This window comes from Arthrobacter sp. Leaf69, assembly GCF_001422645.1.
In the GTDB taxonomy this organism is placed as follows: Bacteria; Actinomycetota; Actinomycetes; order Actinomycetales; family Micrococcaceae; genus Arthrobacter.
The window spans coordinates 139,892-165,994 of sequence record NZ_LMLR01000015.1; the positions used below are offsets into that span (position 1 = coordinate 139,892).

The 26,103-nt window shown below is 68.0% G+C and carries 17 protein-coding genes and 1 tRNA gene; 14 read left to right on the top strand and 4 right to left on the bottom strand.

Annotation, left to right across the window (positions count from 1 at the left end; translation table 11 throughout):
* Window positions 1-212 precede the first annotated feature (212 nt).
* Together rsmI and ASE96_RS16995 are read left to right on the top strand one after the other, a co-directional pair.
* Window positions 213-1,034 carry a 16S rRNA (cytidine(1402)-2'-O)-methyltransferase gene (gene rsmI, locus ASE96_RS16990; RefSeq protein ID WP_056433280.1) on the top strand — a complete coding sequence of 274 codons (822 nt, stop codon included), beginning with the start codon at window positions 213-215 and terminating at the stop codon, window positions 1,032-1,034.
* 192 nt (window positions 1,035-1,226) lie between these two features.
* Window positions 1,227-2,726 carry an NAD-dependent succinate-semialdehyde dehydrogenase gene (locus tag ASE96_RS16995; RefSeq protein ID WP_056433155.1) on the top strand — a complete coding sequence of 500 codons (1,500 nt, stop codon included), beginning with the start codon at window positions 1,227-1,229 and terminating at the stop codon, window positions 2,724-2,726.
* A 28-nt stretch (window positions 2,727-2,754) separates the two neighbouring features.
* On the opposite strand, the gene ASE96_RS17000 is transcribed toward ASE96_RS16995, so the two are convergent.
* From ASE96_RS17000 to ASE96_RS17010, 3 genes are read right to left on the bottom strand one after another with little or no spacing between them, the layout of a single operon-like run.
* Window positions 2,755-5,340, bottom strand: coding sequence for a transglutaminase family protein (locus ASE96_RS17000; RefSeq protein WP_056433158.1), 2,586 nt, complete (start codon window positions 5,338-5,340; stop codon window positions 2,755-2,757).
* On the bottom strand, window positions 5,337-6,791 hold the full coding sequence (locus ASE96_RS17005; RefSeq protein ID WP_056433161.1) for a DUF58 domain-containing protein: 1,455 nt from the start codon (window positions 6,789-6,791) through the stop codon (window positions 5,337-5,339). Before ASE96_RS17005 ends, ASE96_RS17000 begins: the two co-directional genes overlap by 4 nt.
* 13 nt (window positions 6,792-6,804) lie before the next feature.
* The gene (locus ASE96_RS17010) at window positions 6,805-7,950 is read right to left on the bottom strand and encodes an AAA family ATPase (protein ID WP_056433167.1); all 1,146 of its coding nucleotides are present in this window, start codon (window positions 7,948-7,950) and stop codon (window positions 6,805-6,807) included.
* Window positions 7,951-8,298: 348 nt separating this feature from the next.
* Between ASE96_RS17010 and ASE96_RS17015 the strand changes: the two genes are divergently transcribed.
* From ASE96_RS17015 to ASE96_RS17035, 5 genes are all read left to right on the top strand, one after another.
* Entirely contained in the window at window positions 8,299-9,186 is an 888-nt protein-coding gene (locus ASE96_RS17015) for a TatD family hydrolase (protein ID WP_056433168.1), read from the top strand.
* 282 nt (window positions 9,187-9,468) lie between these two features.
* Window positions 9,469-10,650 carry a resuscitation-promoting factor gene (locus ASE96_RS17020; RefSeq protein WP_235500311.1) on the top strand — a complete coding sequence of 394 codons (1,182 nt, stop codon included), beginning with the start codon at window positions 9,469-9,471 and terminating at the stop codon, window positions 10,648-10,650.
* A 223-nt stretch (window positions 10,651-10,873) separates the two neighbouring features.
* Window positions 10,874-11,758, top strand: coding sequence for a 16S rRNA (adenine(1518)-N(6)/adenine(1519)-N(6))-dimethyltransferase RsmA (gene rsmA, locus ASE96_RS17025; RefSeq protein ID WP_056433173.1), 885 nt, complete (start codon window positions 10,874-10,876; stop codon window positions 11,756-11,758).
* 78 nt (window positions 11,759-11,836) lie between these two features.
* Window positions 11,837-12,799, top strand: coding sequence for a 4-(cytidine 5'-diphospho)-2-C-methyl-D-erythritol kinase (locus ASE96_RS17030; RefSeq protein ID WP_056433175.1), 963 nt, complete (start codon window positions 11,837-11,839; stop codon window positions 12,797-12,799).
* Between the two features lie 95 nt (window positions 12,800-12,894).
* Window positions 12,895-14,724 carry an ABC-F family ATP-binding cassette domain-containing protein gene (locus ASE96_RS17035; protein WP_056433177.1) on the top strand — a complete coding sequence of 610 codons (1,830 nt, stop codon included), beginning with the start codon at window positions 12,895-12,897 and terminating at the stop codon, window positions 14,722-14,724.
* Window positions 14,725-14,985: 261 nt separating this feature from the next.
* Here ASE96_RS17035 and ASE96_RS17040 read toward each other — a convergent pair whose 3' ends face one another.
* Window positions 14,986-15,585 carry a TetR/AcrR family transcriptional regulator gene (locus ASE96_RS17040; RefSeq protein ID WP_056433286.1) on the bottom strand — a complete coding sequence of 200 codons (600 nt, stop codon included), beginning with the start codon at window positions 15,583-15,585 and terminating at the stop codon, window positions 14,986-14,988.
* Window positions 15,586-15,801: 216 nt separating this feature from the next.
* On the opposite strand from ASE96_RS17040, the gene ASE96_RS17045 reads away from it, so the two are divergent.
* From ASE96_RS17045 to ASE96_RS17075, 7 genes are all read left to right on the top strand, one after another.
* Window positions 15,802-15,873 (top strand) — tRNA-Gln (locus ASE96_RS17045).
* 211 nt (window positions 15,874-16,084) lie between these two features.
* Window positions 16,085-17,575: a bifunctional UDP-N-acetylglucosamine diphosphorylase/glucosamine-1-phosphate N-acetyltransferase GlmU gene (gene glmU / locus ASE96_RS17050; protein ID WP_056433178.1), complete on the top strand. Its 1,491-nt coding sequence runs from the start codon at window positions 16,085-16,087 to the stop codon at window positions 17,573-17,575.
* A 5-nt stretch (window positions 17,576-17,580) separates the two neighbouring features.
* The gene (locus tag ASE96_RS17055) at window positions 17,581-18,561 is read left to right on the top strand and encodes a ribose-phosphate diphosphokinase (protein WP_056433181.1); all 981 of its coding nucleotides are present in this window, start codon (window positions 17,581-17,583) and stop codon (window positions 18,559-18,561) included.
* A 317-nt stretch (window positions 18,562-18,878) separates the two neighbouring features.
* Window positions 18,879-19,478, top strand: coding sequence for a 50S ribosomal protein L25/general stress protein Ctc (locus ASE96_RS17060; protein ID WP_056433183.1), 600 nt, complete (start codon window positions 18,879-18,881; stop codon window positions 19,476-19,478).
* A gap of 116 nt (window positions 19,479-19,594) precedes the next feature.
* Window positions 19,595-20,182, top strand: coding sequence for an aminoacyl-tRNA hydrolase (gene pth, locus ASE96_RS17065; RefSeq protein ID WP_056433186.1), 588 nt, complete (start codon window positions 19,595-19,597; stop codon window positions 20,180-20,182).
* Between the two features lie 189 nt (window positions 20,183-20,371).
* Window positions 20,372-23,116, top strand: a complete 2,745-nt coding sequence (locus ASE96_RS17070; RefSeq protein WP_056433189.1) for a helix-turn-helix transcriptional regulator — start codon at window positions 20,372-20,374, stop codon at window positions 23,114-23,116.
* A 43-nt stretch (window positions 23,117-23,159) separates the two neighbouring features.
* Window positions 23,160-25,808 carry a helix-turn-helix transcriptional regulator gene (locus ASE96_RS17075; protein ID WP_156367649.1) on the top strand — a complete coding sequence of 883 codons (2,649 nt, stop codon included), beginning with the start codon at window positions 23,160-23,162 and terminating at the stop codon, window positions 25,806-25,808.
* Window positions 25,809-26,103: the final 295 nt, after the last annotated feature.

Here is a 26,103-nt window from a genome sequence, read left to right on the forward strand (position 1 = left end):
GTCGCCGGGTCCTCTGTCGCCCGTCGCCGGGTTCGTCGGCCCGCGGCCCGTGCCAGCAGTAGGCTGGTCGTGTGGACCCTAAACTCAGCACTTCCCCGAACCTGTCCGGCGACAACCTGGGCGCAGCGGACGACGTCGAGGACGGCGCCGGTCCGGGGCCCGGCGAAGGCCCCGGGGCGGGGCCCGTTCCCCAGGGCGGCGGACCCGGACGGATCGTGCTGGCGGCAACCCCGATTGGCAACGCCGGAGACGCCACGTACCGGCTGATCGAGCTGCTGACGACGGCGGACATCGTCGCCGCCGAGGACACCCGGCGGCTGCACCGCCTGGTCCAGAACCTGGGTGTCACCGTGGCCGGCCGGATCATCAGCTACCACGAGCACAACGAGGCCGCCAAGACCGGCGAACTCCTGGACCAAGTTCGCGGAGGCAAGACTCTTGTGATGGTGACCGATGCCGGCATGCCGTCCGTCTCGGATCCGGGCTTCCGCCTGGTTGAAGGGGCCGTGGCCGCCGGTCTCACGGTCACCGCCGCCCCCGGACCTTCCGCGGTGCTTACCGCCCTGGCGCTCTCGGGGCTGCCGACCGACCGGTTCTGCTTCGAGGGGTTCCTGCCCCGCAAGGCCGGAGAACGGTCCTCCCGCCTGGCGGATCTCGACGCCGAACGCCGCACCATGATCTTCTTTGAAGCACCGCACCGGCTGGAGCCGATGCTCCGGGCGCTCCGCGAGCGGTTCGGCGCGGACCGGCGCGCCGCCGTATGCCGGGAGCTGACCAAGACCTATGAGGAGGTCATCCGCGGCACCCTGCGCGAACTGCTGGAGTGGGCTGAATCCAATGAGGTGCGCGGCGAGATCGCCGTCGTTGTGGGCGGCGCCCCGGAACGGGAACCGGGCAAGCCGGAGGACCACGTGGCGGACGTCAACGCGCTCATTGCGCAGGGTATCCGGCTCAAGGAGGCCGTCGCGGCCGTGGCGGACGATGCCAAGGTCAGCAAGCGGGAGCTGTATTCCGCCGTGCTCGCGGCCCGGTAGGCGCGCCGGGCTGCCCGCTGAACGTGCGCTGTGCAGCTGCACAGCGCGCCCCCCGCCGCGTAGTGCGGGGATGCGTAGACAGTGCGGAGAATACAGCAGTACCGTGGCAGTAAATCCAGCGCTTTCGAATGGTCATTTGGACAGTGCTGAATCCCATCCCATTCACCCGAACCGCTGACGAGGGAGTCAACCGTGACCGTAACTGCCCAGCCCATTGTTACCGCGGAGCGCGAGCGCGCCCTGCTTGCCTCTGTTCCGACAGGACTGCTGATCGACGGCCAGTGGCGTCCGGCCGCGTCCGGCAAGACCTTCGACGTGGAGGATCCCTCGACCGGCAAAGTCCTGTTGAGCCTTGCCGACGCCGGACCGGAAGACGGGGCGGCGGCACTGGATGCCGCGGCCGCCGCGCAGGACTCCTGGGCGAAGGTTCCGCCCCGTGAGCGCGGAGAGATCCTGCGCCGTGCCTTTGAGCTGGTGACCGAGCGTGCGGAGGACTTCGCGCTGCTGATGACACTGGAGATGGGCAAGCCGCTGGCCGAGGCCCGTGGCGAGGTCACCTACGGTGCAGAGTTCCTGCGCTGGTTCTCCGAAGAGGCCGTTCGCGCCTTCGGCCGCTACTCGGTGTCCCCGGACGGGAAGTCCCGGCTGCTGGTCACGAAGAAGCCGGTGGGCCCGTGCCTGCTGATCACACCGTGGAACTTCCCGCTTGCGATGGCCACCCGCAAGGTGGCGCCCGCCGTCGCCGCGGGCTGCACCATGGTGCTGAAGTCCGCGAACCTGACCCCGCTGACGTCCCAGCTGTTTGCGGCCGTGATGGTGGAGGCCGGGCTGCCGGCCGGTGTGCTGAACCTGATCCCGACCTCCACGGCGGGAGCCACCACGGGTCCGCTGATCAAGGACTCCCGGCTCCGCAAACTCTCCTTCACCGGTTCCACGGAAGTCGGCCGCCGGCTGCTCTCGGATGCGTCCGAGACGGTCCTGCGGACCTCGATGGAGCTTGGCGGGAACGCCCCGTTCGTCGTGTTCGAGGACGCCGACGTCGATGCCGCCGTTGCCGGAGCGATGCTGGCGAAGCTGCGGAACATGGGCGAGGCCTGCACCGCCGCGAACCGGTTCATCGTCCACGAGTCCGTTGCGGATGAGTTCGCGGAGAAGTTCGCTGCCAAGATGGCCGGCATGACCACGGCCCGCGGCACCGAGGCCGAGTCCAAGGTGGGCCCGCTGATCGATGCCAAGAGCCGGGACAAGGTCCACGAACTGGTATCCGACGCCGTATCCGCCGGCGCGGTCGCGGTGATCGGCGGCGCCGCAGTGGACGGTCCCGGCTACTTCTACCAGCCGACCATCCTCAAAGGCGTCACCGAGGGCACCCGGATCCTGTCCGAGGAGATCTTTGGTCCCGTCGCGCCGATCATCACCTTCGACACCGAGGATGAGGCGGTCCGGCTGGCGAACAACACCGAGTACGGACTCGTCGCCTACGTCTTTACGAGGGACCTCAACCGGGGCATCCGGATGGGCGAACGCCTGGAGACCGGCATGCTGGGCCTGAACGCCGGTGTGGTCTCCAACGCCGCGGCACCCTTCGGCGGGGTCAAGCAGTCAGGACTGGGCCGGGAGGGTGGCCTCGAAGGTATCGAGGAATACCTCTACACCCAGTACATCGGCATCGCCGACCCCTACGCCGGCTAGGAACACCACCGGCTGCGCGGGACCGGCTTCAGCCCCGGCGCAGCCAGCTTCCCCGACGCACCCGGTGCGCCGCCCCGCGGGTCATTAACCAAGTACCCGCGAGGCCGCGCCGGGTGCGCTGTGCTGCGCGGCGGGCGGCGCGGAACGGGGCGGCGGCGGCACGCCGCCAGGCGGCCATGATGGAGGGCGGCAGCCATGCCGCGCGGAACCGCACCAGCGGCCCGGCATGGGCGCGCAGCGTGGAACGGACCGCTTCGATCCGGTGAGCGGCCGGTGACCCCGCGCTTCCCGCAGCAGCGGCACTGCCCGCAGCTCTGTCGGCACTGCCCGGGACGCCGGCGCCGTCGCCCCCGGACGACGGACGGCCGTATTGCCGTTGTTCGAAGTCCGCCGTGAGGGCCCTGACGGCCTGGTGGCCGGCTGCGTCGATGCCGTGCGGTTCCCCGAGGGCGCCCGAGAGGCGCAGCCTGTCGGAGAAATGGCGGGGAGTCTCGCTGGTCCGCGGCGCTACGCCATAGTCCATGGCGAGGTCACGCAGTTCGGCCCAGGCCTGCAATGCCGCCGCGCTGTCGCCCCGGGCGCCGTTCAGCCGGCGGCGGCGCAGGGCGGTCCGCGCCAGCTGAGGGGATGCCAGCAGCAGACCGAGGAGCAGCAGGCCGCCGGCGGAGTACAGCACGGGCAGCCACCGGCTGGCCGCGTCCGCCGTGGCGTCAGCGCCCGGAAGCGGCAGCGGCGCCGCTGTGGGCAGCGGCGCGGGGTTGGGGCTGACGCTCGGCAGGAGGCCGTCGTTGTTTTCGTTCGTGCTGGCGCCGCCGGCGACCTGGGCATCCGTGGCATAGGACGGCACCACACCGCGCGACGGGGTCGGTTCGAACGGCACCCAGCCCAGTCCCTGGAAATACAGTTCCGGCCAGGCGTGGGCGTCACGCGCATCCACCTCGTACTCCGGCAGGGCACCCTGGCCCCCAATCGAAACCGTGGCGCCGGTGGCCCGTCCCGGGGCATAACCGACGGCGATCCGGCTGGGGATGCCTTCCAGCCGGGCCATCACCGCCATGGCCGACGCGAAATGGATGCAGTATCCGCTCTTCTGGTTCAGGAAGTCCGCCAGCACGGACAATCCGTTGCCGTCATAGCCACCCTGCACCGGGGACTGCAGCGAATAGGAAAATTCCACCGAGCGCAGGTAACGCTGGATGGCCAGGGCCCGGGCGTAGGGAGTGGAGCTTCCGGCAGTCACGGCCTCGGCTGTCCGCTGCACGATCTCCGGGACGTTGGCCGGCGTCCGGATGAACTGCTCGGGGACACCCTGCACCGGCCCGGTGGCCCCGGCCAGTAGCTCCGGGGTGAGCTGCGGGGAGGCAGAGAGCACCACATACTGCTGGTCGCGGGAGTTCGTGTCGACGCCCTTGATGCTCAGCGTGGCCGGGTCCCAGCTCCAGCGGCCGTTGAGGCCGTTGACGGCTTCCGGGGCGTAGGGCACGGGCAGATAGGGGCTGGTGAACTGGCCGGTGTTGACCGCGGTGACCACCCGGACCTCGGTGGCGGCGGATTCGTAGCCCGAATCCATCCGCCCCGTGCCCAGCCGCCGGGTGTCATTGCGGTCATCCGGCGCCCAGTTGTCGCCGTTGAAACTGTCCACGGTCACGGAGCGCAGGTACGGTGTGCTCGGCGCGTTGGTGGCAAAGGTGATCCGGCCGTCCCCGGTGGGGGCCCGGAGGCTGTTGCCGAGGCTGATCATCGGGTTGAGCCCCGAGGCCGTGCCGAAGGGATTCAGCCGCGAGCCCTGCGGGAACGTTCCCTGGTCGAATCCCGGGATCACGAGTTGCACTAACAGGGTGAGTGTCAGCGCGACGGCGCCGGTCAGGGCGCCGCGCCGGAACTGGCCCGGGTTCCGGGCGGTGTCGGCGCCCGTCCGCGGGTCGGGGGCGAACCAGTGGCTGCAGCCGAGGATCAGGAGGTAGCCTGCCGTGGCCGCAACGAAACCGGCCGCGCCGACGCTCTGCGGCTTGATCATGGCGGGAACGATGAGGATGGCGAGGATCCCGAGGCCGCTCGTGGCCGGCAGGGCCAGGGGAAAGGCGAGGGCATCGACCAGGATCACCAGCAGCCCCAGGGCGGCGCAGACCAGCAGGACGATTCCGGCGTTGGGGGCCACCGGGGCGCTTTCCGCCAGGACGGTTTCACTGGCACGGAGCACGTAACGGTCCAGCTGCGTCAGGGTGTCGCCGGATGGAAGGAAGCCCAGGATGCTGCTGGCGCGGAAGAAGGTGAACGTCAGGATCAGCACGAGCGCAGCCAGCGCACCGGCCGTCACGAACGCGCTGCGCCACCGGAGCGCCCGGAGCCCGGCCATCGTAAGGGCCACGGTGAGGACCGTCGAGAGGACGGGGGAGTACCAGGCCCACCCGCGCAGCACGCCATTGAGGCTCAGCGCGGCACCGGCGACGGCGAGTGCCACCGCGAGGGCCATGAGCCACGGCTGTGCGCCGACCTTCGTCGGTGCCTTCCGGGCACCTGGGAAGGAACCCTGCGGCGGGACGGGGGAGCCTCCCGGGGACGTCCCGGACTGTGCCGAATGCGGGCCCGCGCTGCGCTGCGGTGTCAGTGTCATCGCCGGGCCCCTGATCCGCGCCGCACATCGGCCGCGGTTGCCAGCGGCGCGGCGCCGTCCGAGTCGAACGACGCCCACGCAGCGGGCAGCGGCATTGCGGGGGTGACGGCGACGGCCCGCCAGCCGCCGAGCCGGAGTGTTTCGAGCACACCGTCGAGTTCCTGGAGGCGCTCCGCAATGACCAGGGCAAAGGCGTTCGCGGTGAAGCCGGCAGCCGGGGTCAGCGCCCGGGCCTCGGCCGGCGTGAGATTTCCGAGGACCGCCAGGATGGGCCCACGCATGCGGTGGGCCGCCAGTTTGTCCATGAGCCGGTCGTCGAACGGCTGCGGGCCGGCCTCCGCTCCGGAGGGGTGACGGCCGGGACCCCGGGAGGGGACGGCCTCCCTCGTATCCCTGCGGCTGTGGTGGTGGCCGGTGAGCTGGATCGCTGCGAGGCTCTCGGCAATGGACTGCAGACCGGACGTGCCGATGTACTCTTCGGCCTCCGGCTCGGGCGCGGAGGGCGAGTGCTGGAATGCGGGCTCGCCGGCCGCGTCAAGGAAGCGCAGCCCATAGTTGCGCTCGGCGAGATGGGCCCCGATGGACATTGCGGCCGTCACCGCCCACTCGAACGTGTCGCTGGTGACGAGTTCGTGGCCGTCCGGACCGGCGGTGCCGCGGTGGGCGGTCCCGCCGCCGGAAAATGCGCTGCGGGTGAAGGCAGCCAGCCGCTGATCCAGGATGATGGTGGCTTCCGGGGTGGTGACGGACTCCTCCTGGCGGACCATAAGCTGCCCGTGCCGTGCCGTCGCCGCCCAATGCACCCGGCGCATCGGATCACCATGACGGTATTCCCGGGTCATAACGTCGTCGTCGCTCGGGTTGGCGCGGATGCGCGTGGCGGTGACGCCGTCGTGTCCCCTGGCCCCCGCCAGCCCGGTGACGGGAAGTTCGACGGCGGCGGGCGTCACGGTGAGGATGTCGCCGTCGTCGATGGCGTGGCGGTGCAGGGACAGCCCGAAGGGGTCGCTGAACTCGGCCGTGACCGGCCCGATCATGAACTGGCCGCGTTTCGTGGAGCGCAGATGGTATTCATAGCGGCTCGTCCCGCCCGTGGCCGAACGCGCCGGGAACCGGAACACCGGGGACTCCCCGAACCGCGCGGGCAGGCGCTCCTCCATGAGGGCGTGGCCGGATCCCAGGCCGGTCCGGGCCACGGCCAGCCGGACCGTCGTCGTGGCCGCCGTCTCGACGCTGGCGGGGCTGAACTCCCGGTAGACCTGGAAATTCGGTTTGAGCACCCGGGTTCCGGCCAGCGCGAGCAACGGCAGGACAAGCAGCAGGACGGCCAGCGTCAGCAGGTCCCGGCGTCCCATCACCTGGGCCGCGAGGAGGAAGACGGCACCAGAACCCAGCAAGCCCCAGCCGCGGCTCGTGAAAATGTGCCTCGGGAACCGGTCCATCAGCGCCACGGCCGGGCCACCCCTAGCGGCGGTCCGGCAGTGTGGCAGCCCGGGTGGAAACCCCGCCGCCGGCGGCATGTCCGGCGGATGTTGCCGGCGCCGCCGCCATGTCAGGGCTGACCGGGATCTTCGCCAGGACGGCGCGGATGACGCTCTGGGCGGTCTCGCCCGTGCTCGCGGCTTTGCGGTCCAGGATGATCCGGTGGGCCAGGACGGCTTCGGCGACGCTGACGACGTCGTCCGGCAGCACATAGTCCCGGCCCTCCAGGGCCGCTGTGGCTTTGGCCGCGCGCAGCAGTTGGAGCATGGACCGGGGGCTCGCGCCGAGGCGGAGCATCCCGCTTTCCCTCGTCGCGCGGCCCAGGGACACGGTGTACTCCTTGATCGACTGCGAGACGTAGACCTGCCTCACCGTGGCGATCATGGAGGCGACCTCGCCGGCGGTGACGACGGCGGTGACCTTGGTCAGCGGGGACGTCGCCTGGTGTGTTTCCAGCATTTCCATCTCGGCGTCCTTGTCCGGGTAGCCCATGGAAATTCGCGCCATGAAACGGTCCCGCTGCGCTTCCGGGAGCGGGTAGGTCCCTTCCATTTCAATCGGGTTCTGCGTAGCCACCACCATAAAAGGCTCATCGAGTTTGTAGGACTTGCCGTCCACGGTCACCTGGTGTTCTTCCATGCATTCCAGCAGGGCCGACTGCGTTTTGGCCGAGGCGCGGTTGATTTCGTCTCCGATGACAATATTCGCGAACACCGCCCCGGGCCGGAACTCAAAGGAACGGGATGCCTGGTTGTAAATGGACACGCCCGTCACATCGGAAGGGAGCAGGTCGGGGGTGAACTGGATGCGGCTCACCGAACAGTCGATAGTGCGGGCAAGAGTCTTCGCAAGAAGGGTCTTGCCCACCCCGGGGACGTCCTCCAGCAGCAGGTGGCCTTGCGCCAGCAGCACGGTCAAGGCCAGTTTGGCCGCTTCCGCCTTGCCATCGATCACCGTGTTGATGGCGGTCAGGATGCGCTCGCTGGCGGAACTGAACGATTCCGCGTCCATGGCCGCCGGTGGCTGGGCCGCGCGCCGGGTCCCGGGGAGCCCGGCGACGGCGGACCCTTCCCGGAGGCTTTGGCCCTCAGGGAGGGCTTCGTCTAGGGAGGTGCGGTGGTAGTCCATCGGTAGCCTTTCAGCCCTGGTGGTTCCCGGTGGCCCGGCATGGAGCCTGCCGGGCCACTTGTCGGGTGTGTGCCTGTGTTCCTGACCGTCTATTCCTAGCCGTTTATTTCCTGGCCATAAGTGCCTGGCCGTCTGTTCCGGAGCTTTGTTTATATCGTTGTTCCATTTTCCTTGTATAGCCAGTCTTCCTAACAGCGTACTAACACAACTGCCGGACCTGACAGAGAGTTCCGGGGAAATATCTGCCGTGCCCCGGTTGGGACATAGCGCGGGAAATGGCGCGGGCGGGTTAACTCCCCGGGGCGCTCCCGGTGCATCTGTCCCGGGGTGCCCCGATAGGCTGGGAAGATGCACAAATCCCTGACTCCCGTCCCGTTCCGTGCGCCCGGCAGCGATGGCGCCGGCAGGCAGGGATACCCGCCGGCGCCGGAACCGCTTCCGGTGCCGGTCATGGACAACCACACGCACCTGGATTTCCCCTTCGACGAGCTGAAGGTCGGCATTGCCGACGCCCTCGATGCCGCAGCCGCCGTCGGGGTGCAGGGGGCCGTGCAGGTGGGGTGCGACCTCGAATCGTCCCGGTTCACGGTGCAGGCGGTGGATCTGGACCCGCGGCTGCTGGGTGCCGTCGCCCTTCACCCCAATGACGCGCCGGCCTACGCCGCCCGCGGTGAACTGGAACAGGCCCTGGCTGAGATCGAAGCGCTCGCGGCGCACCCGCGCATCCGGGCTATCGGAGAGACCGGCCTGGATTTCTTCCGCACCGAGGGGAAAGGGCTGGCCCATCAGCGCCATTCCTTCCGCCGCCACATCGATATTGCCAAACGCCTCGGGTTGACCCTGCAGATCCATGACCGGGACGCCCATGACGACGTCGTCCAGGTGCTGCGGGAGGAGGGCGCCCCCGACCGGGTGGTGTTCCACTGCTTCTCCGGCGGGGAGGAGTTGGCCAGGATCTGCAACAGCGAGGGCTGGTACATGTCCTTCGCCGGCACCCTGACGTTCAAGAACGCCGCCAACCTCCGCGCCGCCCTGGCCATCGCCGAACCGGAACGGATCCTCGTCGAAACCGACGCCCCGTTCCTCACCCCGCATCCACACCGGGGGCGTCCAAACGCAAGCTACATGGTCCCGTATACCGTCCGGGCGATGGCCGAATTGACTGGATGGGAGCTCTCGGAACTGTGCGCGCGGATCGCCGAAAATACCGTGCAGGCATACGGATCCTGGGACTGATGTGACGAGAGTTCATCCACGCGGTTAGATATCGGGTATGCATAATTTGTTGGATGCTTTATAACGCTCCGGTTACAGTGGACAACTATTAGCCGGGGTCGGGGAAGGCCTTCGGATAATTTCACTCCTGCAGGGCGCGCATCGTGGCCAACGAACCATATGCGCGCTCTCGTTTGTGAGTGTGGCAGTGCACACGCCTGCCGCGGACAAAACGCACCCCTTCCGGTGCTGCCTCCGGGCTGTCGGCGGAGGGTCGACGTGTGCGCTTTTCCCCGTGCCCGGATGGTCCGAAAGATATGGGCAATCGTGGTCAAGTTCTTCACATCGGATGGCAAGTTCAGCTTCGTCAAGGTGGGCACGCAGCTTGTGGTGCTTGTGGCGCTCGTGCTGGGGCTGGTGGCGTTCGTCGGAAACAATAAGACAGTCACCCTCAACGTGGACGGCAAAGTGAGTTCGGTCCAGACCTTCGGCGGCACCGTCGGCCAGGTCGTGAAGGGCGCCGACCTCGAACTCAAGTCCGCCGACCGGATCACGCCTGCTGCGGATTCCCATGTCCAGGACGGGTCCGTGATCAACGTCAACCTCGCCAAGGCCGTCAAGGTCAGTCTGGACGGCGCGGAGCGGACCATCAAAACCACCTCGCCCACCGTGGGGGAGCTTGTGACGGAACTCGGCGTGGCCAGCGCCTCCGAGCTGTCCGTCCCTAAGGACGCCCAGCTCTCCGTCTCCGGTTCGTTCGTTTCCATCTCGACGCCGAAGGCCGTGAGCCTCGTCGCCGACGGAAAAGCCGCCAAGACCACGACGACAGCCGCCAACGTCGGCCAGCTCCTCGCCGACGCCGGCATCAAACTGGGGGCCAGCGACCGCGTCTCCCAGCCGGGCAACGCGCCCGTGGTCAACAACATGGTGATCAAGGTTTCCCGCGTGGACGTCAGCAAGACGGCGGAAGCAACCGAAGCCGTGCCATTCAAAACCCTCACCACTGAGGACGCCGGCATGCTCAAGGGCGAAGAAAAGGTGACCCAGGCGGGCGCGGCCGGCTCCATCAAGAAGAAGTTCAAGCTTGTCCTCGTCGACGGCCGCGAAGCCTCCCGCACCCTGGTGTCGCAGTCCGTCAGCACGCAGCCGGTCACCAAAAAGGTCACCGTCGGCACCAAGGAAAAGCCGCAGCCGGAAGCCCAGACCGGTGGGAACACCGGCGCCGGAGCCCCCGCCATGATGAACGAAGCCATGTGGGACAAGATCGCGCAGTGCGAGTCCACCGGCAACTGGTCCATCAACAACGGCAATGGCTACTACGGCGGACTCCAGTTCGACATCCAGACCTGGCTCGGATCCGGCGGCGGCGCGTACGCCCCGAACGCCAGCCTGGCCACCAAGGCCCAGCAGATCGATATCGCCAACCGCGTTTACGCCCAGCGCGGCCTGCAGCCGTGGGGCTGCGGCTGGGCAGCCTCAAGCTAAAGGAGCCGCACCGGCCCCTCAGCTCCGGCTGACGGTCAGGTGACGTCGCCAAGAACTCGCACGGTTTCCGCAGCGGCTGACCACGGCAGCGGACGCCCGGCCCAGGCCGGGTCCGGTTCCCCGGACCCGGCCTTTGCCATGCCCGGGGCCGCCGGCGGGATAGGATACCTAGGTGACTGAACCGACCTCCTCCGCGCCAGGCAGTACTCCAGCCAGTACGCCGATGGCTGAGCCGATCAGTACGCCGGCCGGTGCGCCCGCACCTTTGATGGGGGCCTCCGACATCCGCCGGCTGGCCGAGGAGATCGGGGTCCGGCCCACCAAGACCCTCGGGCAGAACTTCGTCATTGACGGCAACACCATCCGCAGGATCGTCGCCACCGCGGACATCCACCCGGACGAGACGGTACTTGAAATCGGGCCGGGGCTCGGGTCCCTCACCCTGGGCCTGCTGGACGCCGCCCGGTCGGTTGTCGCCGTCGAGATCGATCCGGTCCTCGCCGGCAAACTTCCGGAAACCGTCGCCCGGTGGAGGCCGGACGCCGTCGGGGATTTCCATCTGGTTCTCGCCGATGCCATGCGGGTCACCGAACTCCCCGCGGAACCCACCGCACTCGTGGCGAATCTTCCATACAACGTTGCCGTGCCGGTGGTCCTGCATCTGCTTCAGCACTTCCCGAGCCTTCGCCACGGGCTGGTCATGGTCCAGGACGAGGTGGCCGACAGGCTTGCCGCCGGGCCGGGATCCAAGACCTACGGTGTTCCCTCGGTCAAGGCCGCCTGGTACAGCAGTATGCGCAAGGCCGGCGTCATCGGCATGAACGTCTTCTGGCCGGCGCCCAAAATCCACTCCGGCCTCGTGGCGTTCACACGCCGGGAGCCGCCCGTCACCACCGCCACCCGGGAACAGGTTTTCGCCGTCATCGATGCCGCATTCGCCCAGCGCCGCAAGACCCTGCGCGCAGCGCTGGCCGGATGGGCCGGCAGCGCGGTGGAGGCCGAACGGTGCCTGCGCGCGGCCGGCGTCGATCCCACCGCCCGCGGTGAGGTCATCGACATCGCGGCTTTTTCCCGGATCGCGGAAGCCCGCGCGACGCCGGCCCCATAACCCGGGCGGCAGCCCGCAACGTGCAGGCCCCGGGCGCCGTGCTTGGAGCCGGACCCCGCCATGCCATAGCGTGGAGCCATGAACGCAGTGAGAGGGCGCTTTGCCGCGAGGACTGTCCGGGTCAAGGCTCCCGGCAAGGTTAACGTCTCACTGGATGTCGGGCCCCTGCGCCCGGACGGCTACCACTCGGTGGCCAGCGTCTACCTCGCGGTGTCCCTCTACGAAGAAGTCGCCGCAACCAGCACCGACACCGGGCAAATAACCGTCAGCATCAGCCCGGCCAGCACCCTGGACCTCGACGGCGTGGACATTCCCCTCGACGAACGCAACCTGGCCTACAAGGCGGCAGCGATCATGGCAGACGTCTCGGAGCACTCCACCGGCGTCCACCTCGAGATCACCAAGCGGGTGCCCGTGGCCGGAGGAATGGGCGGCGGTTCGGCCGACGCCGCGGCCACCCTGCTGGCCTGTGACGCGCTGTGGAACAGCGGGCTTTCCCGCGACGAGCTCTCCCACCTGGCCGCAGAACTTGGCGCCGATGTGCCCTTCTCCCTGCTCGGGGGCACAGCCGTCGGGCTCGGTCTTGGCGACGACCTCTCGCCCGCCCTCGTCAAGGCCCAGACCGACTGGGTCCTCGTGACAGCGGACTTCGGGCTGCCCACCCCGGAGGTGTACCGGACCCTGGACCGGCTGCGCGCTGACGATGAGGCGGTGATCGACGAACCCACTGCCGTGGACCCGATGATCCTCCAGGCCCTCCGGGCGGGCGACGCCGATTCCCTGAGCAGGGTGCTGGTCAACGATCTGCAGCGCGCCTCGATCGAGCTGGCGCCCAGCCTCCGGGACACGCTCGGACTCGGCGAGTCGCTGGGGGCGATCGCCGGGATTGTCTCCGGCTCGGGGCCCACGGTGGCGCTGCTGTCGCACAGCCCGGCGGCAGCCGAGGGCCTGGCCGAGGACCTCCGGCACCACGGCCTTGAGGCCATGGCGGTGCACGGCCCGGTTCACGGGGCACGCATCATCTCCGATACGCTCCTTTAATAGGACTGCCGTCCCCTCCACGGCGTAGTCGGCCCGGGTCGAACCGATCCGGCACATTTGCTTGGCATATATTTTCTCTAGGAAAGCAGTTCCCAGTGGCACACCTGCTCGGCGGCGAGAACCTCACCGTCTCGTATGCAACCCGTACCGTTCTTGACGGCATCACCCTCGGACTCGAAGAGGGCGACCGGATCGGCATGGTCGGCCGCAATGGCGACGGCAAGTCGACGCTCATGCGCCTGCTGGCGATGCGGGCCACCCCGGACTCCGGCCGCGTGACCAAACGCAGCGAAGTCAACATCGGCTACCTGGACCAGAGCGACGTCCTCGACGGCGACCTCACGGTCGGCGCCGCCATCGTCGGCGACCAGGCCGACTACGAATGGGCCCGCAACCCGCAGATCCGCGAGGTCATGGGCGGGCTCGTGTCCGACGTCGACTGGCACGCCAACGTGCACGCCCTTTCCGGCGGGCAGAAGCGCCGCGTGGCGCTGGCCAAGCTGCTGATCGAAGACCACGACGTCATCATGCTCGACGAGCCCACCAACCACCTCGACGTCGAAGGCGTCGCGTGGCTGTCCCGGCACCTGAAGACCCGCTGGCGGGCCAACCAGGGCGCCTTCCTCGTGGTCACCCACGACCGCTGGTTCCTCGACGAAGTCTGCAACAAGACGTGGGAAATCCACGACGGCATCATGGACCCGTTCGACGGCGGTTATGCCGCCTACGTGCTGGCCCGCGCTGAACGCGACCGCGCCGCCTCCGTGACGGAAGGCAAGCGCCAGCAGCTCGTGAAGAAGGAACTCGCGTGGCTCCGCCGCGGGGCCCCGGCCCGCACCGCAAAGCCCAAATTCCGGATCGAGGCGGCCAACGCCCTGATCGCCGATGTTCCCGAGCCGCGCGACTCGACGGCACTGAGCAAGATGGCCACCGCCCGGCTCGGCAAGGACGTCCTGGACCTCGAGAACGTTTCCCTCGACTTCCTCGGGGGCGATGCCGGGCAGAAGCTCTTCGACAACATCACCCTGCGGCTGGCCCCCGGTGAGCGGCTTGGCCTGGTGGGCGTCAACGGCGCCGGCAAGACCACCTTGTTGAAGCTCCTCAACGGCGAAATCCAGCCCAGCTCCGGGAAGGTCAAGCGCGGCAAGACGGTGGTCACCGCGGTCCTGTCGCAGGAGGTCAAGGAGCTCGACGACGTCTCGGACCTGCGCGTGATCGAAGTGATCGAGCGCGAAAAGCGCTCCTTCAATGTCGGCGGCAAGGAATTCACCGCCGGCCAGCTCGTGGAGCAGCTCGGCTTCACCAACGAGAAGCAGTGGACCCCGGTCAAGGACCTCTCCGGCGGCGAACGCCGGCGCCTCCAGCTCCTGCGCCTGCTGGTGGGGGAGCCGAACGTGCTGATGCTCGATGAGCCCACCAACGACCTCGACACCGACACCCTGGCCGCCGTCGAGGACGTCCTGGACGGCTGGCCGGGCACGCTCGTCGTCGTCAGCCACGACCGCTACCTGCTCGAACGCGTCACGGACCACCAGATGGCGCTCCTGGGCGACGGCAAGATCCGGGCCCTGCCGCGGGGAGTGGACCAGTACCTGGAACTGCGCGAAGCGGCGATGGCTGGCTCCACGATCACCGGCGGCGGCAACCCCGTCACCGCCGCCAGCGGCAGTTCCGCCCCCGCCGTCGCCGGTCCCTCGGAAGCGGAAAAGCGCGATGCCCGCAAGGCCAAGAACCGCATCGACCGCCAGCTGGGCAAGCTCACGCAGCAGGAGGACAAGATCCACGCCCAGATGACCGCCGCGGCCGCGGACCCGTCCGCCGTCGGCAAGCTCGCGGAGCTCAACAAGCAGCTCAAGGACCTCGCAGTCGAACGCGAAGCCCTCGAACTCGAATGGCTGGGAGCCCTGGAAGTCCTCGGCGAATAGGCCGGCCAGCCTGGGCTGGCTGCGCCGCGTAGGTGACCGCACGGGCAAACTACCCCTCGGACTTCAAATCGGGGCCGGTGAGGCCGTTCCACGCGCCCTCAAAGGATGGGCATGCCCACTCGGGTGGTGCAGGACTCCCGGGCATGTCCAACGGCGAGGTCCAGGAATGGGCATATTGGCCAAATGTCCATTGTTCGCCGCCGGGGGAGGGCATGTCCGTTGGCCGGGTCGATGCCCGTGCCCGAGGCGTTTTCTTGAAGACTAATCCTCGCTGCGGAGCTCCGGGTCTTTTTGCAGGCCTGTGAGGCCGTTCCAGGCGAGGTTGACCAGGTGGGCCGCCACCTCGCGTTTATCCGGGGTCCGGCTGTCCTGCCACCATTGGCCCGTCATGGCCACCATGCCGACCAGCATCTGCGCGTACATGGCCCCGTCGGCCGAGGTAAAGCCGCGGCGGGCGAACTCGTCGGCCAGGATGTACTCCACACGGGCCGTGACGTGCGAGAGCAGGGTGGAGAACGCGCCTTCGGGCTGTGTCGGCGGGGCATCGCGCATGAGGATGCGGAACCCGTCGGTGCGCTCCTCGATATAGCTCAGCAGGGCCAGGGCGGCCCGCTCCACGAGGACGCGCGGTTTGGCTTCCTCGGACAGTGCCTCGGTGATGGAGCTCAGCAGGATCCGGAACTCATACTCAACAACCTGGGTGTACAGGCCTTCCTTGGAGCCGAAGTGCTCGTAGATCACCGGTTTGGAGACCCCCGCGGCCGCGGCGATTTCCTCGATGGTGGTTCCGTCCAGTCCGCGGAGGGCGAAGAGCCCGCGGCCGATGCCGATGAGCTGGCTGCGGCGCTGGGGCCCTGTCATCCGGATCCGCGGCACGTAGCCGGCGGCCCGTGCAGGCCGGCCGCCGCGACCCTCCGCCCCTTCGGATACCCCTGTGCTGTTGCTCACCGCTCCATCATGCCCCAGATCACCCGGGGGGAGACGGGCGGCCGCGCTCCGGTCGTCCCCGCCGCACTGGGCGGCAACGCAGTATGGCAGAATTGACTCTCGTGCCACAGGCTCAGCGCCTTGGCATGGTCCGCCCTGGTGTAATGGCAGCACCCCGGCCTTTGGAGCCGTGGAGTATAGGTTCGAGTCCTATGGGCGGAACTGTTGCGCGTCGTGGCACCGTAAAACGGCACCCGGCGGGCGCGGCCCGGGATGAGTCCAGTAGGATGAGTCTGGCGCCGTGACCGGTGTCCGGGCGGCCCAGGCCGCACGGATCCGGCAACCAAGGCGCATCACCAGGCCCCAGCCGCCGGCCACCCAGATACACCAAGCAGCGGCATGAGCTAAGCCGCAGAGCAAGGAGAGCCCGTACGTGAGCCCCGAGAACACAGGCCCAGCCGCCGTAATCGTCCTAGCTGCAGGCGCCGGTACCCGGATGAAGTCCCGTACCCCCAAAATCCTGCACGAGATCGGCGGCCGGTCCCTCGTCGGCCACGCGCTGCATGCTGCCCGCACCATCCGGCCGCAGGAGCTGGCCCTCGTCGTCCGGCATGAGCGCGACCTCGTGGCCGCCCACGTCGCCGCCGTCGACCCGGCAGCCCTGATTGTCGACCAGGACGAGGTGCCTGGAACCGGCCGTGCCGTTGAAGCCGCCCTCGACGCCCTCGACGCGCTTCACCCCCAGCAGCAGGTCAGCGGCACGGTGGTGGTCACGTATGGCGACGTGCCCCTGCTCACCGGGCAGCTGCTCGGCGAACTCGTCGCCAGCCACGAGGCCGGGAACAACGCCGTGACCGTCCTCACCGCCGTCCTGGACGACGCGACGGGCTACGGACGCATCCTCCGGGCCGCGGACGGATCGGTCTCCGGCATCCGGGAGCACAAGGACGCCACGGACGCCGAACGTGCAATCCGCGAGATCAACTCAGGCATCTACGCCTTCGATGCCGGCGTGCTGCGCGACTCGCTGGCCCACGTCACCACCGACAACGCCCAGGGCGAGAAGTACCTCACCGACGTGCTCGGCCTGGCCCGTGCGGCCGGAGGCCGTGTGGCCGCCGTCGTCACCGAAGACCGCTGGCAGGTGGAGGGCGCCAATGACAGGGTCCAGCTCTCGGCCCTCGGCGCCGAACTCAACCGGCGCACCGTCGAAGCCTGGATGCGGGCCGGCGTCACGGTCGTGGACCCGGCCACCACCTGGATCGACGCCACCGTCACCCTCGACGAGGACGTCCGGCTGCTGCCCAACATCCAGTTGCACGGCACCACAACGGTGGCGCGCGACGCCGTCGTCGGCCCCGACACGACCCTCACCGATGTACAGGTGGGGGAGGGTGCCAAAGTGGTCCGCACGCACGGGTCCGGCTCCACGATCGGCGCCAAGGCAAACGTCGGTCCGTTCACGTACCTGCGGCCGGGCACCGTCCTCGGCGAGACCGGCAAGATCGGCGCTTTCTACGAGACCAAGAACGTCACCATCGGCCGCGGCTCCAAACTCTCCCACCTGGGCTACGCCGGCGACGCCGAGATCGGCGAGGACACCAACATCGGCTGCGGCAACATCACCGCGAACTACGACGGCGAGAAGAAGCACCGCACGGTCATCGGGTCCGGTGTGCGCACCGGCTCCAACACCGTCTTCGTCGCTCCGGTCCAGGTCGGCGACGGCGCGTACAGCGGCGCCGGCGCGGTAATCCGCCGCGACGTGCCGCCCGGTGCCCTGGTCCTGTCCCTGGCCAAGCAGCAGAACGCCGAGGGCTGGGTCCTTGCGAACCGGCCTGACTCGCTCTCCGCGTCCCTGGCCGAGGCGGCCGGCGCCACCACAACTTCCTCCAGTACTCCGGCAACTACAGAAGAGGGCTAGCAAACATGAGCGAAATTACGGCACGCGGCGAGAAGAAGCTGGTGCTTGCCGCTGGACGCGCGCATCCCGAGCTGGCGAGGGAAATCGCCAAGGAGCTCGGAACCGAGCTGCTGCCCCTGGATGCCTACGACTTCGCCAACGGTGAGATCTACGTGCGGGCAGGCGAGAGCGTGCGCGGCACCGACGCCTTCGTCATCCAGGCGCACCCCGCCCCGTTGAACAACTGGCTGATGGAACAGCTCATCATGATCGATTCGCTCAAGCGGGCCTCCGCCAAGCGCATCACCGTGGTGTCCCCGTTCTACCCGTACGCCCGGCAGGACAAGAAGGGCCGCGGCCGCGAGCCCATCTCCGCACGCCTCGTGGCCGATCTGTACAAAACCGCCGGCGCCGACCGCATCATGAGCGTGGACCTGCACACTTCGCAGATCCAGGGCTTCTTCGACGGGCCTGTGGACCACCTTATGGCCATCCCGCTGCTGGCGGACTACATCCGCACCCGCGTCGGGGCTGATGACATCACGGTGGTTTCCCCGGACACCGGCCGCGTGCGCGTGGCCGAGCAGTGGGCCGAGCGCCTCGGCGGGGCGCCGCTGGCCTTCGTCCACAAGAGCCGCGACCTCACCGTTCCGAACCAGGCCGTCTCCAAGACGGTCGTCGGGCAGATCGAAGGACGCACCTGCGTCCTGATCGACGACATGATCGACACCGGCGGAACCATTTCCGGTGCCGTGCAGGTGCTCAAGAACGCCGGCGCCAAGGACGTCATCATCGCGGCAACACACGCCGTGTTCTCCGATCCGGCGGCCCAGCGTCTGTCCGAGTCCGGCGCCCGCGAGGTTGTTGTCACCAACACGCTGCCGATCGACGCCAGCAAGCGCTTCCCGCAGCTCACCGTGCTGTCCATCGCACCGCTGATCGCCCGCGCCATCCGCGAAGTGTTCGACGACGGCTCCGTCACCAGCCTGTTCGACGGCAACGCGTAGCCCTTTATAGAGCGCAGGTGAGCGCAGTAGGGCTCGCTTGCGCATGCTCGACCGCCGCCTGTGCGGGGCTGTTTTCCTGATTGCGGCCCCGCACTGGTAACCTTGAACCGAAACCTTGGCGAGGGAAAGCGCCGGTAAGCCGTGTGGGAAACCGTAAACATGGTTCATCGGATTGCTGGTATCCGTTATCGACTGGGTCTGAATCTCCTTCTGAAGGGCCGCTGCACAGCAGCCCGGCGTTGAAGGTCGCAAACAGACCTCCGCCCTTGCTGAACACCGTTTAGTCCCACAGCTTGAAATCCAACGAGGAGATATCCATGTCTGAGCAGAAGCTCGCAGCAGAAGTCCGCACCGAATTCGGCAAGGGCTTCGCCCGCCGCGCCCGCATGGCGAACCTGATCCCGGCCGTCATCTACGGCCACGGCGCCGAGCCGATCCACATCACCCTGCCGGCGAAGGCCACCACCCTGGCCGTGCGCACCGCCAACGCCCTGCTGACCCTGGACATCAACGGCGAGCAGCACCTTGCCCTCGTCAAGGACATCCAGCGCAACCCGATCAAGCAGATCATCGAGCACCTGGACCTGCTGACCGTCCGCACCGGCGAGAAGGTCACCGTTGACGTCCCCGTCCACCTCAGCGGCGAGCTGGCTCCGGGCAACGCCCACAACCTGGAAATGACCACCGTCTCCCTTGAGGCCGAGGCCACGCACCTGCCGACCGCCATCGAGGTCAGCATCGAAGGCCGCAGCGCCGGCGAGCACATCCACGCCTCCGATCTGGTCCTGCCGAAGGGCTCCGTCCTGCTGGCTGACCCCGAGGCACTGGTTGTCAACATCTCCGAGGCCACCGAAGTCACCGAGGAAGAGGCCTCCGAAGGGGCTACCGCCGAAGCTTCCGAGGCTGCAGCCGAGTAATTCCGGCGAAATCCTCCGGTGGCCGGGTCCCTCTGGGGCCCGGCCGCCGTCGTCTCCGCCCGGCAGCGCCGGACCCTGGTGACGGGAACCTGCCCGCCTGAGCGAAGGACGCACCCATGACTGACACCTGGCTGATCGTAGGCCTCGGCAACCCGGGAACGGAGTATGCCCACAACCGGCACAACGTCGGACAGATGGTCCTCGATGAACTCGCCTCCCGGATCGGCAGCGGCTTTAAGTCCCACAAAGCGCGGGCCCACGTCCTGGAAGGCCGCCTCGGCATCGGCGGCCCGCGGGTGGTGCTGGCCAAGCCGCTGAGCTACATGAATGTGTCCGGCGGTCCGGTCTCGGCGCTGGCCAAGTTCTACGACATCGAGCCCGGCCACGTCATCGCAGTGCACGACGAGATCGACATTCCCTTCGACACGGTAAAGCTGAAGCTTGGCGGCGGCGAAGGGGGCCACAACGGTCTGCGGGATATCAGCAAGGCCCTCGCCACCAAGGACTATCTGCGGGTCCGGGTCGGTGTGGGCCGTCCGCCGGGCAGGATGGACACCGCCGACTTTGTGCTGAAGGACTTTTCCGGTTCGGAGAAGAAGGAACTCCCGTTCCTGATCGACACCGCGGCCGACGCCGTGGAGGTCCTGGTCCGGGACGGCCTGCTTGCCGCCCAGCAGGAGTTCCACCCCGCGAAGACACCCTAGCCCGAAGGCTCACAAAGACTCCGGCGTGCTGCACCGCTCGACGCGCCGCAGCCGACGCGGCGAATTGCTTCCAAGCGTCCTGAAATGCCGTTATGATCGCTCTACTCTCATGTCGGGGGATAGGGATACGCTACTTCTAGGCGGACGGTCTCAGGTTTGCTGTCCGCAGAGCGGTACAAAGGAAACTAGATGTCGAGGGAATCGCTGGGCTGGGGGAATGTTTCCACTACATTGGCACCCGCCTCGGAAGAACCTGCAACCGGTCCGCTGGACCGGCACAGGTGGTCAGGTCTCGCGCGCAATGCCGACGCCGACCGGGTTCGTAATGCCCTCATCGCAGAGGACCGGATGGGCGTGGTCATCACCGGCGACCGCGGTGTGGGCAAGACCCAGGTAGGCCGTACCGCCGTGATGGGCTTCGGCCCCGACGTCTACACGCTGCAGCTCCGCAGCCCGGGGTCCGGCATTGCGACCCCCTACGGGTGCCTCGCGTTCACGCTCGCGCGGTTGCCGCAAAGTTCCCTTGGCTCGCCGACTGCCATCCTGCACGGCATCACCTCCCGGATCCGTGACGACGCCGCCGGACGGAAGTGCGTCATCCTGCTCGACAACGCCGGCGGACTGGACGAACTGAGTACCGGCGTCCTGCTTAACTTGCTCCAGACCCGGACAGCGCGGCTCGTTGCGACTGCCCAGCGCACGACGGACCTTCCGCCGGACTTCTACTGGCTCATCACCTCCGGCCAGCTGGCTGAGGTCCGGCTCGCCAACCTCACGGAGGTCGAAACCCTCGAGGTGCTCCAAGCCGCGCTCGGACACAGGGTTTCCAGCGCGCTGGCGAGCCAGTTGCACCAGCTGGTCGGCGGCAGCCCCACCCTGCTGCAGGCCGTTGTCTCCGAACAGATTGAACGGGGCAACCTTGTGTTGTCCGGATCCGTCTGGACCCTGCTGGATGAGGTGGTCCTGGACGGGCGCACGGCGCTGGAAGACATTGTGCGGGCCCGGTACGCCCGGGAAACACCCGTGGCTCGGGAGGTCATCGAAGTGCTCTCCTGTGCCCGGACCCTGCCGCTGGCCAGGCTCGCGCGGATGTACAGCCCCGGGGTCATTGCGGACATGGAAGACGCCGGCCAGATAGTCGTTGACCGCACGGACCGGCACCTCGTTTCGCTCGGGGACCGCTATCTGGGCGACATCGTCCGGAACTGGCTCAGTGTGGAGCGCCGGTTGGAACTGCGCGACAAGGTACCGGGACACCAGCAGGACGAGCTGAATGAGCTCACGGTGGAAGACCTGCTGGCCTACGCCGCATGGACCCACGATTGCGACGCGCCCCTCGCGCCGGCCCACGCCGTGGCGGCTGCCGGCGCCGCCGTCAAACTCTTCGACCCCAAGTTCGCGCTCAAATGCGCCGGCAGCCTGACCCCGGCGGACCCGGAATGGACCGAGGGGCAGCTGCAAAAGTCCGCAGCCTACCTGCAACTGGGACTGCCGCTGCAGGCGATGGCTGCCCTGGACGATGTCTCGGAAGCACAGATCAGCGCCCTCGGTGCCGGGGAGTATGCGGAGCTGGTTGCCGCCAAAGCGGACTGCATGTCGTGGCTCGATGACCGGACCGGGCAGGTTCCCGAACTGGTCCGGCAGGGCCGGCAGCATCTCGACGAACTCGGTGGGGACCACCCGGCGGCGTCGGCCGGGGAGCTGACCCGTGCCCGTTTGTGCCTGGACCTCTGCGAATTCAACTACCTCTCCTTCGTAGGTGACTACGCGCCCATGATGGACCGGCTCACCGCGGCTGCCTCGTCGGAAGCGGATGACGCGGATCCGGTGCACCGGCTCCGGTCCGCAATCATTCTGATGGAAGCCCTGTGCATGACGGGCAGGGAACTCGAAGCCCGCAAGCTGATGCGCGACATCGGCGGCCAGCTGGGGGAGTGGTCCAACGTCCCCCGGATCCGCGAGAACTTCGCGTGGAGATCCTTCAATGTGCTGCTGCTGTCCGGACAGTGGCGCCAGAGTATCGACATGCTCAAGGACGCCAGCGGCCGGGCGGGCCACGGGCTGCACTCCGGCAGTGCGCCCACTGATCTGGCCGTGGGCCTCGCCTATGTCTATGCGGGCCGCGGCTACATGGCACTCGACCCGCTCCTGGCCGCGATCGCGCAGCTTGAAGTGCGGGCAAGCCTGCACTCGCTGCGGCAGGCCTACGCGGCCACTGCCTTCGCGTACGCCCAGACCGGGAATTCCGTGCAGGCCACGGTCTACCTGGACCGGGCCCGGTCAGCGGAGGGAGCCGCCCGCTTTACAGTCCGAAGCTCCGCGGACTTCTGCATGGACATGGCCTCGCGCTGGCTGGGCGATCCGGAGGCGAAGGACCGGCTGGTGCGTTCGGCCGAGGAACACTTCCGCCGCGGCCGCTACACCCTGGCCGGTATCTTTATGCTCGGCGCGACGGTCAACGGCACCACCAAGGATTTCCAGTTCATGGAAGACATCGCGGCGTTGCGGCAGGGTCCGCTGGCGGAGCTGTCCCGCACCGTCGCCGTGGGCAGCCGCAAAAAGGATGCCGCCATCATGCTGGAAGCCGCCGGCCAGGCAGCCGCCATGGAACTTGACGCCGTCCAGGCCCGATGCGCCGCCCTCGCCTTCGACTTTGCCAAGGCCGCGGGGCTGAGCGGGAAGGCGAGCGCCGCACACGCCATCCTGGAGAGCCTGGCGGGTTCCGTACCGGCCCTGCCGATCATGCCCAGGAACAAGGGGCCGCTGCTCACGGAGAGGGAGCGCCAGATAGCCACCCTCGCGGGCAACGGGGTCACCAACAAGGACATCGCCCTGGCCATCGGTATCTCTGTGCGGACTGTGGAAGGACACCTGTACCAGGTGTTTACCAAGCTGGGAGTTTCCTCGCGAAGTGATCTGCTTGGACTCATCTAGGAAGCGTGCAGCCGCCCGCGATGAGGCGGGAGGATCCACCGCCTTGACCGGCCGAGCGGAGGATCTGGGCTTGGCGGTGGAGGCGATCCAGGGCAGCACGCACGTCGCGGTCCTGCTGCTCGGGGACAGCGGGATCGGCAAATCCACGCTCCTGGACGCCGTCGTGGCCGAGCTGGGATCTACCGTCACGCCGGTGCGCATCCATGGCAGCCCCTCGCTGACGAACGTGCCGTACGGGGTGCTGGGTCCTTTTATTGTCGAGTTGCCCGTTCAGGAGGCGACGTCGCAACTTGCGGTACTCAGGACCCTCTGGTCCCGGCTGGAGCAAGAGCGCCGTGCCAGCCAAATGCCCTTGCTGCTGATCGTCGACGACGCCCATGACCTTGACGAGGCCACCGCAGGGATCCTGGTGGAACTCGCCGCCGCCGGCTGGGCGAAATTGCTTGTGGCCTCAGCCGCCCGGCCGGGTTTGCCGGAACCACTGCTGCAGCTGTGGTTTGAAGGCATAGCAGAACGCATCGACCTCCGCCCGCTCACCCAGGGGCAGACTGCTGAAATTTTGGAACGCGAGCTGGGACCCCAGGTTCTTCCGAACGTCGCCGAGATCCTCTGGGAAGCCTCCGAGGGCAACCCGTTGCTGCTCAACGGGCTGATCGACGATGCGAAAAAGGACGGCACGCTGCTGCAAAATAACGGGGTGTGGCTGCTCGGGCGTCCCCTGAACAGTCACGGGGACCGCCTGTCCGACGTCGTGCGCCGGCAGCTGCTCCGGCACTCGCCGGAAGAGCGTCAGGCCCTGAACCTGATTGCCCTGGCCGAACCGGTGTCCCGCGAGCTGATCGAGGCCACAGTGGGCCAGGACCCGGTGGCCGTTCTCATTGAACATGAGCTGATCCGCGTTACACCGGCACCCCACCCTCAACTGCGGCTGTGGCACTCGATCTATGCCGACACCCTGCGCAACCTCATTTCTCCGGCGCGGAGCCTCCAACTCCGGCAGAGCCTCCTGCGCCTCATGGACAGCGAACCGACGTCGGCGGAAGGCCTGCTCCGGCAGGTGAGCTGGTCGATGGAATGCGGAGCGGAGGTCGACGACCGGCAGCTGCTCCGGGCAGCCGTGCTGGCCAGCCGGCTCTACGAGGACGAGCTGGCACGCAGGGCCGCCGCCCTGATCAAGGATCCTGAACTCCAGGTGGCGGCACGGTCTGTGACCGCACGGACCTACTTCAACACCTCGGACTACACGGCCGCCCGGGACATCCTGGAGGCCGACTTCGCCAAGGGGCTGAGCGTGGCGGTCCTCTTGACAGGCACTCTGATGTGGGCTGCCGTGCAGGCCGCACTCGGCCATAGCCCGGCCGACATCATGGACCGGGCCGGAGCCCTCCTGGAGGCAGGCGAACGGCTGGCCAAGGAAAACCCCGAGGACGCCGAGGGAATCCTCAAGGCCACGCGGGAGCGCTATGCCACCATGCACGCCATGGTGTTCGCGCTGGCCGGCGAGTACCCGGACGGGGACGGAGCGCAGGCCGACGTGTGGGCTGGCCCGCCGGCCAACACCCTTGAAGCTGCATTCAGGCTGGCCCTGGAATCGGAACGACTCCTCGTGCAGGGGAAGGCCGTGCAGGCGTTCGCCACGGTGTCCGAGGCACTTGAATCCGCGGGATCCGGACATGACGAACTGTATTTCCTCGCGGAATTCCTCGTCGCGCGGGCAGCAGCAGCGGTCATCCATGGCGGCGACTGGGAAGCCGCGGAGACGCTCCTGGCCGGAGTAGCAGCCGGTCCCGGACCCAACCGCATCTCGTTCGGCGGGGGAGTCCACGCCGCGCACGGCGTTATCCTGCTGTACCAGGGCAAGGCTGCCCAGGCCCTGGACACCCTCAGCGCAGCACTGGAGTCACTGCGGCTCGCGGATCCCCAGCAGCTCTTCGCCCTGACCTCTTCGATGGCCTTCGCCGCCGCCGCCGAAGTCGGGGCCAAAGACAAAGCCGCGGCATTCCTCGCCGACTACGACGCGGCACCACGGGCAGTTTCACGCTATTTGCGCGTCCTTTCGCAAATGGCAGTCACCTACGGCAAGGCCCGGCTCGGCAATTACCCGGGCGCCATTGACGAGCTCCGGGCGTTGGGCCGTCCGCAGGCCGGGGGGTCCACAGCTGGCCTTGAGTTCGACGCCCTCGCCTTCTGCCTCGCCCTGGGGGACCGTGATGCCGCGGCCCGGGTCCTTGAACTGCAGCCCGAACTCGAGGGCCCCAGGGCAGCTGCCATCTGCCACTATGCGGCTGCGCTCAACACCGACCAGGCCGCGGACCATCTCGAAGCGGGCAAGAGCTGCGAAGACGCCGAGCTGTGGGGCTTTGCGGCGCTGGCCTATGATGCCGCCGCGAACGGCTACAGGGCAGCCGGGGACACCCTCCGGGAGCGCGCGGCGCTGTCCCAGCGGAAGCGGTGCCTTGACAGAATGGACAGTGTTGCCGGGCAGGTGCCGGAAGCCGATGCCGACGCCCTTGGTGTGCTGACGCGCCGCGAGCGCGACATTGTGGCGCTGGCGGTGCGCGGCCTCAGCGACCGCCAAATTGCCGCCGAGCTGCAGGTATCCATCCGGACAGTCGAAGGCCACCTGTACCGCAGCTATGCCAAGCTCAATGTCAGCGGCCGGGACCAGCTGCCGGGTGTGTCCCCGGCCTAGCCGCCGTGACCATTTTCCAGTTCTCCGTTGACCGGCACCCTGAAGGCATCACTCCCTTCCGCCGCCCCGGCGTGCGTAGGGACGGGGCACGGGCAAGTAGGCTCCGGGCCGCCCGGGTATGGGGACCGCGTATTCGGACCGCGCAAGCGCCACGTGCCCGTTGCCGTGACAAGTACCCTCGATCCCGGCTCGTCCGGAACCCGGCACGAATTCGAGTACGGACTACCGGTGCCCCGGTGCCGTCCGGTTCGCTAAATTGTATTCAGGCACCAGGAATCACCCACCAGGATTCTCC

Bases quoted from the DNA above. Each gene is read 5' to 3' on its own strand.
- ASE96_RS17010 (WP_056433167.1), bottom strand. From the start codon at position 7,950: ATGGACTACCACCGCACCTCCCTAGACGAAGCCCTCCCTGAGGGCCAA.
- ASE96_RS17055 (WP_056433181.1), top strand. From the start codon at position 17,581: ATGAGCGAAATTACGGCACGCGGCGAGAAGAAGCTGGTGCTTGCCGCT.
- pth (WP_056433186.1), top strand. From the start codon at position 19,595: ATGACTGACACCTGGCTGATCGTAGGCCTCGGCAACCCGGGAACGGAG.
- rsmA (WP_056433173.1), top strand. From the start codon at position 10,874: ATGGCTGAGCCGATCAGTACGCCGGCCGGTGCGCCCGCACCTTTGATG.
- ASE96_RS17060 (WP_056433183.1), top strand. From the start codon at position 18,879: ATGTCTGAGCAGAAGCTCGCAGCAGAAGTCCGCACCGAATTCGGCAAG.
- ASE96_RS17070 (WP_056433189.1), top strand. From the start codon at position 20,372: ATGTCGAGGGAATCGCTGGGCTGGGGGAATGTTTCCACTACATTGGCA.
- ASE96_RS17015 (WP_056433168.1), top strand. From the start codon at position 8,299: ATGCACAAATCCCTGACTCCCGTCCCGTTCCGTGCGCCCGGCAGCGAT.
- ASE96_RS17020 (WP_235500311.1), top strand. From the start codon at position 9,469: ATGGTCCGAAAGATATGGGCAATCGTGGTCAAGTTCTTCACATCGGAT.
- ASE96_RS17030 (WP_056433175.1), top strand. From the start codon at position 11,837: ATGAACGCAGTGAGAGGGCGCTTTGCCGCGAGGACTGTCCGGGTCAAG.
- ASE96_RS17040 (WP_056433286.1), bottom strand. From the start codon at position 15,585: ATGACAGGGCCCCAGCGCCGCAGCCAGCTCATCGGCATCGGCCGCGGG.
- ASE96_RS17000 (WP_056433158.1), bottom strand. From the start codon at position 5,340: ATGACACTGACACCGCAGCGCAGCGCGGGCCCGCATTCGGCACAGTCC.